General features: G+C 68.3%; 18 protein-coding genes, 1 tRNA gene and 1 riboswitch. Of the genes, 10 read left to right on the top strand and 9 right to left on the bottom strand.

What is annotated here, in order from left to right:
- Positions 1 to 63: 63 nt before the first annotated feature.
- Together AACG61_RS05895 and AACG61_RS05890 are read left to right on the top strand one after the other, a co-directional pair.
- On the top strand, positions 64 to 1,557 hold the full coding sequence (locus tag AACG61_RS05895) for an FGGY-family carbohydrate kinase (RefSeq protein ID WP_411839070.1): 1,494 nt from the start codon (positions 64 to 66) through the stop codon (positions 1,555 to 1,557).
- A complete protein-coding gene (locus tag AACG61_RS05890) occupies positions 1,554 to 3,206 on the top strand; it encodes a glycerol-3-phosphate dehydrogenase/oxidase (RefSeq protein WP_411839069.1) in 1,653 nt (550 codons plus the stop codon). Before AACG61_RS05895 ends, AACG61_RS05890 begins: the two co-directional genes overlap by 4 nt.
- Here the strand turns inward: AACG61_RS05890 and AACG61_RS05885 are convergent.
- Together AACG61_RS05885 and tgt are read right to left on the bottom strand one after the other, a co-directional pair.
- Complete coding sequence (locus AACG61_RS05885; RefSeq protein ID WP_411839068.1) at positions 3,188 to 3,658, bottom strand: 6,7-dimethyl-8-ribityllumazine synthase; 471 nt, start codon at positions 3,656 to 3,658, stop codon at positions 3,188 to 3,190. The genes AACG61_RS05890 and AACG61_RS05885 overlap by 19 nt on opposite strands.
- 72 nt (positions 3,659 to 3,730) lie before the next feature.
- Positions 3,731 to 3,864, bottom strand: a riboswitch (FMN riboswitch).
- Positions 3,865 to 3,931: 67 nt separating this feature from the next.
- The gene (gene tgt, locus AACG61_RS05880; protein WP_411839067.1) at positions 3,932 to 5,062 is read right to left on the bottom strand and encodes a tRNA guanosine(34) transglycosylase Tgt; all 1,131 of its coding nucleotides are present in this window, start codon (positions 5,060 to 5,062) and stop codon (positions 3,932 to 3,934) included.
- Positions 5,063 to 5,190: 128 nt separating this feature from the next.
- Here tgt and AACG61_RS05875 point away from each other — a divergent pair, with 128 nt between their 5' ends.
- From AACG61_RS05875 to AACG61_RS05860, 4 genes are all read left to right on the top strand, one after another.
- A complete protein-coding gene (locus tag AACG61_RS05875; protein WP_045981535.1) occupies positions 5,191 to 5,547 on the top strand; it encodes an SUF system Fe-S cluster assembly protein in 357 nt (118 codons plus the stop codon).
- 72 nt (positions 5,548 to 5,619) lie between these two features.
- The gene (locus tag AACG61_RS05870; protein ID WP_411839066.1) at positions 5,620 to 5,991 is read left to right on the top strand and encodes a HesB/IscA family protein; all 372 of its coding nucleotides are present in this window, start codon (positions 5,620 to 5,622) and stop codon (positions 5,989 to 5,991) included.
- A 57-nt stretch (positions 5,992 to 6,048) separates the two neighbouring features.
- A complete protein-coding gene (tpiA, locus tag AACG61_RS05865) occupies positions 6,049 to 6,801 on the top strand; it encodes a triose-phosphate isomerase (RefSeq protein ID WP_411839065.1) in 753 nt (250 codons plus the stop codon).
- A gap of 47 nt (positions 6,802 to 6,848) precedes the next feature.
- A tRNA-Arg gene (locus AACG61_RS05860) sits at positions 6,849 to 6,925 on the top strand.
- 170 nt (positions 6,926 to 7,095) lie between these two features.
- On the opposite strand, the gene AACG61_RS05855 is transcribed toward AACG61_RS05860, so the two are convergent.
- The 5 genes from AACG61_RS05855 to AACG61_RS05835 form a co-directional block, all read right to left on the bottom strand.
- Positions 7,096 to 7,461, bottom strand: coding sequence for a hypothetical protein (locus AACG61_RS05855; RefSeq protein ID WP_411839064.1), 366 nt, complete (start codon positions 7,459 to 7,461; stop codon positions 7,096 to 7,098).
- Positions 7,458 to 7,787 carry a hypothetical protein gene (locus AACG61_RS05850; RefSeq protein WP_411839063.1) on the bottom strand — a complete coding sequence of 110 codons (330 nt, stop codon included), beginning with the start codon at positions 7,785 to 7,787 and terminating at the stop codon, positions 7,458 to 7,460. The genes AACG61_RS05855 and AACG61_RS05850 overlap by 4 nt, the downstream gene beginning before the upstream one ends.
- 204 nt (positions 7,788 to 7,991) lie before the next feature.
- A complete protein-coding gene (locus tag AACG61_RS05845) occupies positions 7,992 to 8,216 on the bottom strand; it encodes a DNA-binding protein (protein WP_411839062.1) in 225 nt (74 codons plus the stop codon).
- A gap of 94 nt (positions 8,217 to 8,310) precedes the next feature.
- On the bottom strand, positions 8,311 to 10,020 hold the full coding sequence (locus AACG61_RS05840; RefSeq protein ID WP_411839468.1) for a DNA cytosine methyltransferase: 1,710 nt from the start codon (positions 10,018 to 10,020) through the stop codon (positions 8,311 to 8,313).
- A gap of 45 nt (positions 10,021 to 10,065) precedes the next feature.
- The gene (locus AACG61_RS05835; protein ID WP_411839061.1) at positions 10,066 to 10,224 is read right to left on the bottom strand and encodes a hypothetical protein; all 159 of its coding nucleotides are present in this window, start codon (positions 10,222 to 10,224) and stop codon (positions 10,066 to 10,068) included.
- Positions 10,225 to 10,230: 6 nt separating this feature from the next.
- Between AACG61_RS05835 and AACG61_RS05830 the strand changes: the two genes are divergently transcribed.
- The 4 genes from AACG61_RS05830 to AACG61_RS05815 all read left to right on the top strand — a co-directional run bounded on the left by AACG61_RS05830 (position 10,231) and on the right by AACG61_RS05815 (position 12,089).
- Positions 10,231 to 10,743, top strand: coding sequence for a major capsid protein (locus AACG61_RS05830; protein WP_411839060.1), 513 nt, complete (start codon positions 10,231 to 10,233; stop codon positions 10,741 to 10,743).
- Positions 10,744 to 10,877: 134 nt separating this feature from the next.
- Complete coding sequence (locus AACG61_RS05825; RefSeq protein WP_411839059.1) at positions 10,878 to 11,207, top strand: hypothetical protein; 330 nt, start codon at positions 10,878 to 10,880, stop codon at positions 11,205 to 11,207.
- Between the two features lie 51 nt (positions 11,208 to 11,258).
- Entirely contained in the window at positions 11,259 to 11,690 is a 432-nt protein-coding gene (locus tag AACG61_RS05820) for a hypothetical protein (RefSeq protein WP_411839058.1), read from the top strand.
- A gap of 63 nt (positions 11,691 to 11,753) precedes the next feature.
- On the top strand, positions 11,754 to 12,089 hold the full coding sequence (locus AACG61_RS05815; RefSeq protein ID WP_411839057.1) for a hypothetical protein: 336 nt from the start codon (positions 11,754 to 11,756) through the stop codon (positions 12,087 to 12,089).
- A 324-nt stretch (positions 12,090 to 12,413) separates the two neighbouring features.
- Here the strand turns inward: AACG61_RS05815 and AACG61_RS05810 are convergent, their stop codons facing one another.
- Positions 12,414 to 12,674: a hypothetical protein gene (locus AACG61_RS05810; RefSeq protein ID WP_411839056.1), complete on the bottom strand. Its 261-nt coding sequence runs from the start codon at positions 12,672 to 12,674 to the stop codon at positions 12,414 to 12,416.
- 111 nt (positions 12,675 to 12,785) lie between these two features.
- A protein-coding gene (locus AACG61_RS05805) for an IS5-like element ISPaes2 family transposase (RefSeq protein WP_411837732.1) occupies positions 12,786 to 13,543 on the bottom strand; the annotation gives its coding sequence in 2 pieces (ribosomal slippage) (positions 12,786 to 13,219 and positions 13,219 to 13,543; 759 coding nt in all).
- Positions 13,544 to 13,592 lie beyond the last annotated feature (49 nt).

Raw genomic sequence — 13,592 nt, 5'->3', positions numbered from 1 at the left:
CGCTTTCCGACCCCCGACCCGACGCGCCCGGAGGCCCGCCATGTCCCCCTTCGCCGCCCTGCCATGCTGATCCTGGGGATCGACAACGGTCTGACCGTCACCAAGGCGGTCGTCTTCGACGCGGCCGGCCGGGTTCTGGCCACCGCGCGCAGGCGGGTGGCGCAGTCCATGCCGCAGCCGCGCCATGTCGAACGCGACATGGAGGACCTGTGGCGCCAGACCGCGGCCGCCGTGGCCGAAGCCGTCGCCGCCTGCGGCCGTCCGACCCGCGACATCGTGGCTGTCGCCGCGACCGCGCATGGCGACGGGCTGTATCTGCTGGACCGGGCGGGCGCGCCCCTGGGGCCGGGCATCCTGTCGCTGGACAGCCGCGCGGGCGGCGTCGCGGATGCCTGGGCCGCGGATGGGACCGCCGCGCGGGCGCTGGCGCGGACGGGGCAGATGCCCCATGCCTCGGCGCCTTCTGCGATCCTCGCGTGGCTGCGCGACCATGACCCCGCACGCTTTGCCGCAATCGGCCATGTGCTGGCCTGCAAGGACTGGCTGACCTATCGCCTGACCGGGCGCATCGGCACCGACCTGACCGAGGCCAGCACCGCCTTCACCGATGTCGCGACCCAGGGCTTCGCCCCCGACATCCCCAGCATCTTCGGCCTGCCGGGCCTGCCTTTGCCTGACATCGCCCTGCCCGATCAGGTCGTGGGCCATGTCACGGCGGATGCGGCCGCCCTGACCGGCCTGGCCGTGGGCACGCCGGTTGTGGCCGGACTGCATGACGTGACCGCATCGGCTTTGGGGTCGGGCGGGTACGGGCAGGGCTGCGTCGCCATCGTCGCCGGCACCTATTCCATCAACGAAACCGTCACCGACCGACCCCTGTCCGATCCGCGCTGGTTCTGCCGCAACGGCATCGCGCGCGGCGAATGGAACGCCATGTCGATCTCTCCGGCGTCCGCCGCGAATTACGACTGGTTCCTGGACAGCCTGTGCCGCGAGGGGGGCGACCAGCCCGCCCATCTGCGCGTCATCCCCGAGATCGAGGCCGCCCTGGCCCGCCCCTCCAGCGCGCTGTTCCACCCCTACCTGTTCGGATCGCCCCACGGGGCGCAGGCCAGCGCGGGCTTCTTCGGCCTGCGCGGCTGGCAGGACCGCGGCGACATGCTGCGCGCCGTGATCGAGGGCATCGCCTTCAACCACCGCCATCATGTCGACGCCCTTCGCGACGGCTTCGCCCCTAGGGCGGCGCGGCTGACCGGCGGCATTTCCCGCGCGCCGGTCTTTGCGCAGCTGTTTGCCGATGTGCTGGACATGCCCGTGACCGTCAGCGCGACCGAGGAGGCCGCAGCCTGGGGCGCGGCGCTCTGTGCGGGCGCGGGGGTCGGCCTCTTTGCCTCGCCGCGCCACGACCCGCGCGACATGGGCGCGATCAGCACCACCCATCACCCCGACCCCGCCCGTGCCGCCGAGATGGCGCGCCGCTTTGGGGTCTTCACCGACATCGCCGCCGCCATGGCCCCGCTGTGGCCGCGCATCGAGGCCCTGCAGGACATCCCATGACCCAAGACATCGACGTGCTGATCCTGGGCGCGGGCATCAACGGCGCGGGCCTGTTCCGCGACCTGTGCGAACAGGGCGTCAACGCGGTGATCGTCGACAAGGCCGATTACGGCAGCGGCACCTCGGCCGCGCCCTCGCGCCTGATCCATGGCGGCATCAAGTACCTCGAGACCGGAGAGCTGCGCCTGGTCGCCCAGTCCACGCTGGAACGGAACCTGCTGCTCAAGAACGCGCCGCATCTGGTCAAGCCTCTGCCGACGGTCATCCCGATCTTCTCCTGGCTGCGCGGCATCGGGCCGGCCCTGCGCACGCTGATGGGGTCGACCACCGCACCCCGCAGCCGCGGTGCGATGCTGATGAAGGCGGGGCTGGCGATGTACGACTTCTATGGCCGCCGCCACAGGATGATGCCGCGCCATCAGCTGTGGTCGCGCGCGCGTGCGCTGCGCGAGATCCCGCCTCTGACCCCGCGCATCAAAGCCGCGGGACAGTATTACGACGCCGCCGTCACCCTGCCCGAACGGCTGGTCTGGGAGCTGGTGGCGGACGGGCTGCGCGCCAATCCCGCCGCCCGCGCGCTGAACCACACCGCGCTGACCGGCACCGACGGCGACGTGATCCACCTGACGGGCCCGCAGGGCGCGCTGTCCCTGCGCCCGCGCATCGTGGTGAACGCCGCCGGTCCCTGGATCGACCGGGTGAACGCGGCGCTTGGCGCGCCCACGCGGATGATCGGCGGCACCAAGGGCTCGCATATCCTGCTGGACCACCCCGAGCTGCTGGCCGCCCTGAAGGGCCGCATGATCTATTTCGAGGCCGATGACGGGCGCATCTGCCTGGTCTTCCCCTATCTGGACCGCGCGCTGGTCGGCTCCACCGACATCCGCGCCGACGACCCCGACGACGTGGCCTGCGACGACGCCGAGATCGCCTATTTCCTCGACGCGCTGCGCGGCCTGCTGCCGGGGCTCCATTTCGACGACAGCCAGATCGTCTATGCCTATTCCGGCATCCGCCCCCTGCCCGCCTCGGACGCGGCCAATCCCGGCCTGATCAGCCGCGACCATTCCGCGCCAGAGATCGCCCCCGACGCCACGCGGCCATGGCCGATCATCGCGCTGGTGGGCGGCAAATGGACCACCTTCCGCGGCTTCGCCGAGGAGGTCGCCGACGATCTTCTGGCGCGCCTGAACGCGTCCCGCCGCATCGCCACCGACAGGCTGCCCATCGGCGGTGGCCGCGATTACCCGGCCGATGCGGGCGCGTGGGGCGACGATGCGGCCCGGCGCACCCTGGCCGCGCCCGCCCGCGCGCGCCACCTTCTGGCGCGCTACGGCACGACGGCGGCGGCGATCCTGGCGGCAGAAGGGGCGGCGCCCATCATGCTGGCCGACAGCGATCACAGCGAACAGGAGCTGGGCTGGATCATCCGCAACGAACAGATAGGCACCCTGGCCGATCTGGTCATGCGCCGCACCGCGCTGGCCGTCACCGGCCATCTGTCGGCCCGCGACCTGGCGCGCATCGCCGATCTCTGCGCGGCGGCGCTTAACTGGGATACCGCGCGGCGCGACCGCGAACTTGAGGAGACACAGGCGATGCTGCTGACGCGGCACCGCCTGCGGATGGATCAGGCCGCGTCGGCCTGATCCAGACGGGCCAGACGCCCCTCGACGGCCAGCATCTGCGCGACCGCATGGGCGGCCTCGGCGCCCTTCTTGACGAAGTGCTCGCGATAGAAACCGGTCAGCAGCTCGGTCTCCTGGTAATTGTGCGGCGTCAGCGAGACCGAGAACACCGGCACGCCCGTGTCCATGCCCGCCTGCATCAGGCCGCTGACCACCGCGCCCGCGACGAAGTCATGACGATAGATGCCGCCATCGACCACCAGGGCCGCGGCCACCACGGCGTCGTACTTGCCGGTCAAGGCCAGCTTCTTGGCCAGCTGCGGCATCTCGAAAGCGCCGGGCACGTCCCAGGCCTCGATCTTGGCGCCGGGGATCAGGCTGGCGGCCTGGGTCAGGAAACCCTCATGCGCGCGGTCCACGACATCGGCGTGCCAGCGCGCCTTGATAAAGGCGATACGGGGAGATTGGGTCATCTTTCAGGAACCTTCCGTAAGTTGCGTCAGGCCCCCAAGGCATACCACCACGCACGCCGGGGTGGCGCACGGGACGGTTCTCTTCCATCCGGACTATACCGTCGGCCCCGGAATTTCACCGGATCTGCTGACCCCCCTGCCATGGCAGGGGGCGCTCGCGGGCTGTCACCGCCGGTGGGGAATTGCACCCCGCCCTGAGAACATCGTCAAGATAGCCGCCCCGCAAGGCCGCGCCAAGGGCTGATACGGGAAAATCCTTCCAAATCCGCGACGTCACACAGGCTCGATATCGCCTTCTGCGCGGCGTGCGTGGAATTCGGCCACGAAGGCGTCCAGACGCCCCGCCGCAATCGCCTCGCGCAGCCCCGCCATCAGCTGCTGATAGTAATGCAGGTTGTGCCAGGTCAGCAGCATGCCGCTGATCATCTCCTTGGCGCGGAAGACGTGATGCAGATAGGCACGGGAATAGCCCGTGCAGCAGGGGCAGGTGCAATCCTCGTCCAGGGGGCGCGGGTCGTCCTGATGGCGGGCGTTCTTGATGTTGACCTGACCGCGCGGGGTCCAGGCCTGACCCGTCCGCCCCGACCGCGAGGGCAGCACGCAATCCATCATGTCGATGCCGCGCTGAACCGCCCCCACGATGTCGTCGGGCTTGCCCACGCCCATCAGATAGCGCGGCCTGTCCACCGGCAGGAAACCGGGCGCATAGTCCAGCACGCCGAACATCGCCTCCTGCCCCTCTCCCACGGCCAGGCCGCCGACCGCGTAGCCGTCAAAACCGATCGCCTGCAGGGCCTCGGCGCTCTCCTCGCGCAGTTCGCGCGTGACGCCGCCCTGCATGATGCCGAACAGCGCGTGCCCCGGACGGTCGCCGAAGGCGTCGCGCGACCGCTGTGCCCACCGCATCGACAGGCGCATGGAGGCCGCCACCGCCTCCTCGGTCGCGGGCAGCGCGGGGCATTCGTCGAAGCACATCACGATGTCGCTGCCCAAGAGCTTCTGGATCTGCATGCTGGTCTCGGGCGACAGGAAATGCTTGGACCCGTCGACGTGGCTGGAGAAGGTCACCCCCTCCTCGGTCAGCTTGCGCAGGCCCGCCAGCGACATCACCTGGAACCCGCCGCTGTCGGTCAGGATGGGCTTCGACCAGTTCATGAACTTGTGCAGCCCGCCCATGCGTGCGACGCGTTCCGCGCCGGGGCGCAGCATCAGGTGATAGGTGTTGCCCAGCAGGATGTCCGCACCCGTGGCCGCCACGCTGTCGGGCAGCATCGCCTTGACCGTCGCGGCCGTGCCCACCGGCATGAAGGCCGGGGTGCGGATCTGGCCGCGCGGTGTGTCGATGACGCCGGTGCGCGCGGCGCCGTCTGTCGCCTGGAGGGTGAAGTCGAAACGCGTGGTCATGGGTCCGCCCGAGCCTTTTGGAACCGGCCGCTTGTAGCGCCGCCCCCCGCCCGGCGCAATGCGGGCCGCCCACTGGACCGCGGGGCGGGCCTGCCCTATATAATCGGTCGGAATTGAAGGATGCTCCGATGACCGAACCCCTGATGGAAGGCGCGCCCCTGATCGCGCCGTCTTCGACCGACCATCCCCTCTACGAGCCCATCGTCGAGGCGTGCAAGACCGTCTATGACCCCGAGATCCCGGTCAACATCCACGATCTGGGCCTGATCTACACGATCGACATCAACGACGCCTCCGAGGTGCGGGTGATCATGACCCTGACCGCGCCGGGCTGCCCCGTCGCCGGAGAGATGCCGGGATGGGTCGCCGACGCCGTCGAGGCCGTGCCCGGCGTCAAGCAGGTCGATGTCGAGATGACCTTCCAGCCGCAATGGGGCATGGACATGATGTCCGACGAGGCGCGTCTGGAGCTGGGCTTCATGTGATCGCCGGGGGCGGGCTTGAACCCGCGCCCCCCGGATGACTATGTTTCAGTGACCCCCGAAAGGATCACCGCCATGTTCTCGCTGCCCGGCACGCCGCCCGTCACCATCACCCCCGCCGCCGCCGCGCGGATCGCGCAGCTGATGGCGGGCAAGAACGCCTATGGCCTGCGCATCGGGCTGAAGAAGGGCGGCTGCGCGGGCATGGAATACACGATGGAGATGGCCGAGACCGCCACGCCCAACGACGAGGTGGTCGAGCTGGACGGCGCCCGCGTGCTGATCGCGCCCATGGCGCAGATGTATCTGTTCGGCACCCAGATCGACTATGAGACCGGCCTGCTGGAGCAGGGCTTCCGCTTCCGCAACCCGAACGTCACCGACAGCTGCGGCTGCGGCGAATCCGTGGCCTTTGCGCCCTTGGAGGGCAGCCGCGCCCAAAGCTGACGGTTGCCAGCGGCGCGCGCTCTGGCTAAGCCTTCGACGCAACGTCAGGAGGACAGGATGTCGGTTCGGAAACTCGCGGCTGGAAACTGGAAGATGAACGGCGATCTGGCCGCGCTTGAGCAGCTGGACGCGATGGTCGAGGCCGCCGAGGATGCCTCCTGCGCGGTCCTGATCTGCCCCCCTGCCGTCTTGATCCACCCGATGGTCGCGCGTGTCGCGGCGGGCGATCTGCATGTCGGCGGACAGGACTGCCACGCCGCCGCGTCAGGCGCCCATACCGGCGACATCGCGGCCGCGCAGCTGCGCGACGCGGGCGCGACGCATGTGATCCTGGGCCATTCCGAACGCCGCGCCGATCACGGCGAGACCGACGCCACCGTCCGCGCCAAGGCCGAGGCCGCCCTGGCCGCCGGCCTGACCGCCATCGTCTGCCTGGGAGAGACCGAGGCCGAACGCGATGCGGGCCGCACGCTGGACGTCATCGCGGGGCAGCTGGACGGGTCGCTGCCCGCCGGCGCCACCGCCGCCAACACCGTCATCGCCTATGAGCCGGTCTGGGCCATCGGCACCGGCCGCACTCCCACCGACGACCAGATCGCCGAGGTCCACGCCCTGCTGCGCACGCGGCTCAGCGAACGCCTGCCCGACGGGGCGTCGGTCAGCCTGCTTTACGGCGGCAGCGTCAAGCCCTCGAACGCGGCGCAGATCTTCGCCATCGCGCATGTGAACGGCGCGCTGGTCGGCGGCGCCAGCCTGAAGGCCGAGGATTTCGTCCCGATCATCCGCGCGCTGGACGCGGCGCAGGGCTAATTTCACCATTGCACCGCCTGGCCTCAGCGGCTAATCAGGCGCTGCGTGCACCCGTAGCTCAGCTGGATAGAGCGCTGCCCTCCGAAGGCAGAGGCCAGGGGTTCGAATCCCTTCGGGTGCACCATCTTTCAAAATCGGCACTGATTTTATTGCCCTTTATTGGCTATTTTGGAAGCTGGGCGATCCTGTTTCCACCTTCGCGTTCCCGCTTCGCCCCAAGGACGCCCTTTTGGTCCGCTTGGCGGGTGTAGTGAGAGATCTCCGACAGGTTCGCATGACCCGTCCAGGCACCGATCAAGAGGCTGTCGCGCCTGCCTTGGCGAGTGCCGCCGCGCGGGCCTGACGCAGGCCATGCGCAGTGCAGTCATCGGGCAGTCCAGCCGCCGACGCGGCCACGCTCATCCACTGAGACAGCCCCTTCACGCTCCGCGGCTTGCCATTCTGGGTCATGATCCAGATCATCCGATCGCGGGGAACAGATGCCAGAAGCAGCGCGTGATCAGCGCTCAGCGGTGCAGCCCATCCGGGCAGCGCCGTGATCGGGCATGTCGCCGGGCCACCGGTCTTTGCATGGACGAGCGAAAGCCACCCGTCATCAGACACACGCTGCCAGCCAAGGCCTACGGCGTCGACACAGCGCGCGCCTGTACAGTAGATCACTTGGAAGACGACCCGGTCGGGTGAGCCCGAGCCCAGTGCTGTCTGAACTTTCCCAGCTCGGCCGATGTCCACTGGCGGTGTGGTCTGACCTCGCCCCGCTGCGCCTTCACGCCGACCGAGGGATCAGACGGAATCATCTCCTCTTCAACTGCGAATTTCAGGATCGACCGCCAAGCCTTCAGCCGGTTCTGGGCAGCCCCCGGCGTCAGGGCGCGAATGTCCTTTCGAAGATGATCGGACCGAAGATCCCGTACCAACCCGGCGCCTCGATCAGCACTGATCCGGTCGAGCGTCCGGCGCCAAGCCGCGCGGGTGCTGTCCGCCATCCGCCTGTAGTCGTGCGAGGCAAGGTAGGACACGCAAAGGGCCGATAAGGCGCCCTCCTGGTGGCGTGGCTTGGGCTTCACGGCGGCTGCGGCGCCATAGGCCGCCAGAAAGTCAGGATGGTTCCCCGGAAGGTCCGACAGAGGCACAAGCTCGGCGATACTTGTACTGCCTGCCGTCAGCCTTGGTGACGACCTTGATCCCCTTCAGTCCCCGAAGACCGCGTCGCATGAGTTCCCCTTCTCCTCGCCCGCGCTGGGTAGGCTGGACGCGAACTCGTCAAGCACCAGCCGATCGTACAGGCGCTTGCCGCCCAGCAGCTTGCGGGGGATAGAATGCCCTCGCAGCATGGTCTCGCTGACCCCCAGATACGCCGCGGCCTCCGGTGTGGGAAGCAGGCGCGGTGCGAATGTAATCGCCTGGCGGGGCATCAGCTGGCCTCCTCGAGTTCATCGGCCTCATGGCCCCGGTTGGCCCACCCTGCCCGCATCTGGCGGCTGAACACCTCGATCCGGCGGATGATTTTCATGCCGTTTCCTCATCCGTTCGGGTCTCATTCAGATGCCCGCAGTTTGCCGCGACCAGCGCCTCGGCCAGCGGCGGGCAGACGCTGTTGCCGCAGCAGCTGACCTGGACGTCCTTGGCGAAGGGCCGCCAGGTCGGGCTGGCGGTGTCGAGGCCGTCCCAGACCCCCTCGATGACGTAATCCGCCGGGAAGCCCTGGGCGCGGAACAGCTCTCGCGGGGTCAGCATCCGCATGCCGATGTCGATCACGACATAGGTCGCGCCGCTGATCGTCAGGGTGACGAACTCGCCCCCGTCCCAGGCATCGTGAGCGCGCAGGAAATCGGCTACGGCGCGGGCCCGGGCGTGATGCTCGGGTGCGAAGGGCGGTGCGGCCAGCTCGGCCTGCATGTGGCCCATGCGGTCCTTGACGGTGACGGTGTGGCAGGGCTCGTCGGTCCGGGCGCCGTCGCCGGTGCCGTAGTATTTGGCGAACCAGGCTGCGACCGGGGTCTGGTGGCTGCCCGAGGCGGCGACGGTCGACAGCGGATCCCGCGCGTCGTGCCCGGCATGGGCCTCCATCCGTGGCTCGCCATTCTGCTGCGCCAGGAACGCCGCCACGGGCGCATGCTTGGCCCCGCCCGCGACCACCGTGCCGAGCGGCGCGGCCACGTCCAGGGCGCGAGGGTGCTGGCCCGGGCGCTCGCCATAGCCGGTCTGCACCATGGTCGCGGCGATCAGGCTGTTCTGGTCCTTCTTGCTGGCGCAGATCGTGTGATGCGGGTCGGTTGCCGCCCGGTTGCCGCCGCCCTGCTGGGCGTAGGTCAGCACCGGGGCGATGACAGTCAGCCCCGCGCCGCCCGCGGTGATGGTGTGGACCGGGTCGTCTGAGCGCTGCCACGGCTTCTGGCTGTTGCGCATCGTCGCCAGCAGGGGGGCGATCAGGGCGAAGCTCTGCGACGTCATCTGCGTGCGCACCGGATCCTTGAGCGAGTAGATGCCGTTGCGCTTCACTGCGCTGGTCATATCGGTGCGCATGAGGCTGGGGGCGATCAGGGCGCTGTGCCCGCCCCCGGCCAGCACGGTCGGATGTGGTGCGCTGACCGCGCTGTCGCGGCGCGCGGTGCCCTTGAGGCTGACCAGGAACGGCCGCTCGGCATCCAGCACATAGCGCTTCATGCCGCGCGCCACGCGGGCCAGCGTGTTGCCCGCCAGCGGGCGGATCGCGCGCAGCCCGTGCCTGGCCATCACCTCGGCCGCGCTGTCGAAGATCGACGGACAGGGCAGCGACCAATCGATGCAGGTATCCGCCCCGATCCACGGCTGCAGCCTACCCTTGCGCACCTCGGCCGAGGCCGGGTTGCCATGGGTGGGCTTCGGCCAGACGATCGGGCGGCCGTCGCGCCGCGCGACCAGGAACCAGCGCTTGCGGATCGTCGGCGCGCCATAGTCGCAGGCCCGCAGCTCGCGCCACTGGACCTTGTATCCGGCCTTCTTCAGCCGCCCGATCCAGAGCTCGAAGGTCTGGCCCGCGAACTCCTTGATCGGCTGGCCGTCATTGTCGACCGGACCCCAGGTCACGAACTCCTCGACGTTCTCCATGCAGATCACGTCGGGCTTGGCGAACTCGGCCCACGGGACCCCGGCCCACGCCAGATCGCGGATGTTGCGATCGCGCGGCGCGCCGCCCTTGGCCTTGCTGAAATGCTTGCAGTCCGGGCTGGCCCACAGCAGGCCGACATGGCGGCCCCGGGTGACCGCCAGCGGATCGACGTCTCAGATGTTGCTGTCCAGATGCAGCGTCTCGGGGTGGTTCGCGGCATGCAGGGCCAGCGCCTTGGCGCTGTGGTTGATCGCCACGTCCGGGCTGCGGCCGAGGGCCAGCTCGATCCCGGTCGACGCCCCGCCGCCGCCGTCGAAGCTGTCGATGATCATGGGCAGATGGGCGTGCCGGCCGGCGAACTGGCCAACGCGATGAACGACAAGGTTGAGGAATGGCAGCGCGGTTTCGACAGGCTGCTGATACTGCAGGGCATGCAGGCCCGGACGCCGAACGTCACCTTGCCCAGCCCGGAGCATCTCCAGGCGATCCCGCTCCTGTCCTTCGGGGCCTTCCTCGGCATCCCGGCCAAGATCCTGATCGGGTCGCAGACCGGCGAGATCGCTGGGACCATCAAGCTGCTGCGCGACGCGAACATCTGGGCGCCGGTGACGGTCTACTTGAACGCGGCCGACTGGTTCCATGCCACCAACATCGACCATGCGGCGAACTGTGCGAAGACCATCGCGCAGCGCATCCGCGAGATCGAGGGCATTGCGGCCCTGCTGCCCGCGCCGACGCTGGCTTCGGGCCAGATCATCGCCTTGGTCAAGGATCGCCGCGTGCTGCAGGTGCTGAACGCGATGCCGGTCACTACCCGCGCGCAGTTCCAGGCGAACCCGGAGGACGAATAAAACTTCGTCATCCTGGCCGCCGCTGCGGTCGCGCTGAAGCCTGACGCCGATGGCGACCTGGCCGTCGCGGTGTCGACGCCGTGATCATCGGGCGGGGCCGCCAAGGCCCTGCCCTTCGCCCAGGGAGAGCACCCATGAAGCTGAAGATCACCAAGCCCGGCTACCACGACAAGGACGGCAAGCCCGTCGAGGTCGGCACCATCGTTCCCGTGTCCGGCGACCGGATCCCGGCCTCGCTGCTGAACAAGTGCGAGGTCGTGGGCGAGGATACCGAGGGCAAGGACTGGGCCACCGGCCAGAACCCCGGCCCCACCGTCGAGGAATACGTCGCGCCGGGCTACCGCGCCGAGAACTACCCGCCGCAAGGCTATCAGCCCCGCAGCACCCCGGAAGAGATCGCCGCGGCGATCGAGGCGCAGAAGGCGGCCGATGACGCCGCGAAGAAGCCCAAGGCGAAGGCCTGACCTTCGGTGCGCGGCCGCGCGTCGGCCGCCATCCAAAGCGCAGGAGGCATCATGCTCAGCTTCGCCGTTCCGGTCGTGACGGAGACCGAGGCCACGGCCTACATCGCAGCCGGCGGCGCGGCAGGCTGGCCCGCCGACGCCACGCTGCAGCGGCAGGCGATCATGCGGGGTCAGCGCAATGTCGCGGCCCGCTTCAACGCCCGCTGGCGCGCGGCATGGCCCGAGGGGGAAACCCCGGAGCCCATGCGGCTGGCCGTGATCGAGGCGGCCGTCCTCGAGGCGCGCAAGCCCGGCGCACTGTCGCCGGTCTCGATCCCCGCCACCGACAAGGTGCTGATCGGCGTGGGCAAGGTGACCTGGGAGCGCATCGGCGATGCCAGCGCGCCGGATGCCTTCGTCCCGCGCATCGCGACGATCGAGGGCCTGCTCGCGGGCCTCATCTGGCCGACCGGCACGGGGGCGTTCCCGCGGGCCATCGGCTGACCCGGCGTTTCTCACAGTTCGGAAGGCGCACCCATCGAAGACTGGCAGGCCATCGCGGCCGAGGTGGCCAAGGCGCTGGCCGAGGTCGGCTATGCCGCCACGCTGACCCGCAGCACCGCCACCGGGCCGCGCTGCGAATGGGACGGCCCGGCCGATCCCGTCACACAGACCTTCCCGGTGACCGTGGTTGAGGACACGGCCACGACCCGCTACAGCCGGGATGACGGCGGCGCGCTGATCGCCCGATCAGTGCGGGTCCTGATGATCGCGGCCGATGGCGAGGCGCCCCGCATGGGCGACAGGATCACCCTGCCGGATGGGCAGCACGAGATCGCCCGCGTCGCACCGCTGCAGCCCGGCGGCACGGCGCTGCTTTACGAGGTCGAGGTCGCCGCATAGGCTGCGGCATGGTCCGATACCGCTTCATATGCCTGGCAGGCGCGCTGATGCGCAGAGACGAGGCCATGGTTCGCCTGATCCTGGCGCTGCCGGACAGCTACTTCGCGCCTTTCGACGACCTGCTGCGTGCCGCGTGGCTGGCAGGCGCGGTCGACGAGATGGCCCGCCGCTGACCCACCCCGCCCCGACCTGACGCCCCGCCCCGCGCGGGGCTTCTCTATCGGATGAGGACCCCAGTGAATGGTCAAGACAGCGGCGACCGGTGAAACACATCTGGTCTCGCTGCCGCTGAACTCTTCACCCTGCCATCTTGGTCGAGCGGAGTTAGGCCTCTTTTGAACCCAATGCGGGAATGGTGGTCTTGATGATCGCGCCATGCTCGAGATGAGTCTCGATGAAAAACTCGTCTGGAGCAAATTGGTCGCGGTTTCCAATGATTGTTTCTACGAGCGCAATATGCCTCGAATTGTTGGGGCTTATACCCTCTCCCGACCAAGAGGTCGACTTCATGGCCTTGGAGTTCGCTTCGTTGAAAAAGCGCGCCAAGTCCGGCTTGCTCAATGCGGCAAGGATGGCTTCAGCCACCGATTTCGGGACAGTGCTGAAGCTCGAGGACTGGACGAATGTCGTTGCCGGGGACCGTGTTGATACCGATCGTAGAAGTGAAAGTGCGTTAGGCTCCAGACTCATTGAGTTTCACAGCCAGAACAAGACGGTTGCGGCGAGCATAATAGCTGAGAAGAACGTTTCCGGGCAGCGGTCATAACGGGTTGCGACGCGCCTCCAGTCCTTCAGACGCCCGAACATGATTTCGATGCGGTTACGCCTTTTGTAACGCCGCTTGTCGTATTTGACGACCTTCTTGCGGGACTTCCGTCCGGGGATGCAAACCTTTATCCCCTTGTCTTTCAACGCGTCTCTGAACCAATCAGCGTCGTAGCCCCTGTCGGCCAGAAGCCACCCAGCCTTCGGCAGGCTGCCCAGCAGCGCCGCCGCGCCGGTGTAATCGCTGACCTGGCCGGCCGACATGAAGAACCCGATCGGCCGCCCGTTGGCATCGGCGACAGCGTGCAACTTGGTGTTCATACCGCCTTTGGTGCGCCCGATCTGGCGCCCGCGCCCCCCTTTTTCACCCCAAGGCTTGAGGCCGTGCGGTGTGCCTTGAGATAGGTCGCGTCGATCATGATCGTCTTGTGCTCGGCGCTCTCGGCGGCAAGGCCGACCATGATCCGGGCAAAAACCCCGTTGTCGCTCCAGCGCTTCCAGCGGTTGTAGAGGGTTTTGGCCGGGCCGTATTCCTTCGGCGCGTCACACCACCGCAACCCATTGCGATTGATGAAAATTATGCCGCTGAGGACACGGCGATCATCGACGCGGGGCTTGCCAGGGCTTTTGGGAAAGAACGGTTTCAGACGCTCCATCTGGGCGTCGCTCAGCCAGTAAAGATTACTCATCGATCAGGTCTCCTTGAGGAGCCTGAATCACGCGAAAAGCATGAAATCA

The sequence above is a fragment of the Paracoccus sp. ME4 genome, from assembly GCF_046736325.1.
In the GTDB taxonomy this organism is placed as follows: Bacteria; Pseudomonadota; Alphaproteobacteria; order Rhodobacterales; family Rhodobacteraceae; genus Paracoccus.
This window is presented reverse-complemented; position numbering and strand designations above follow the sequence as displayed.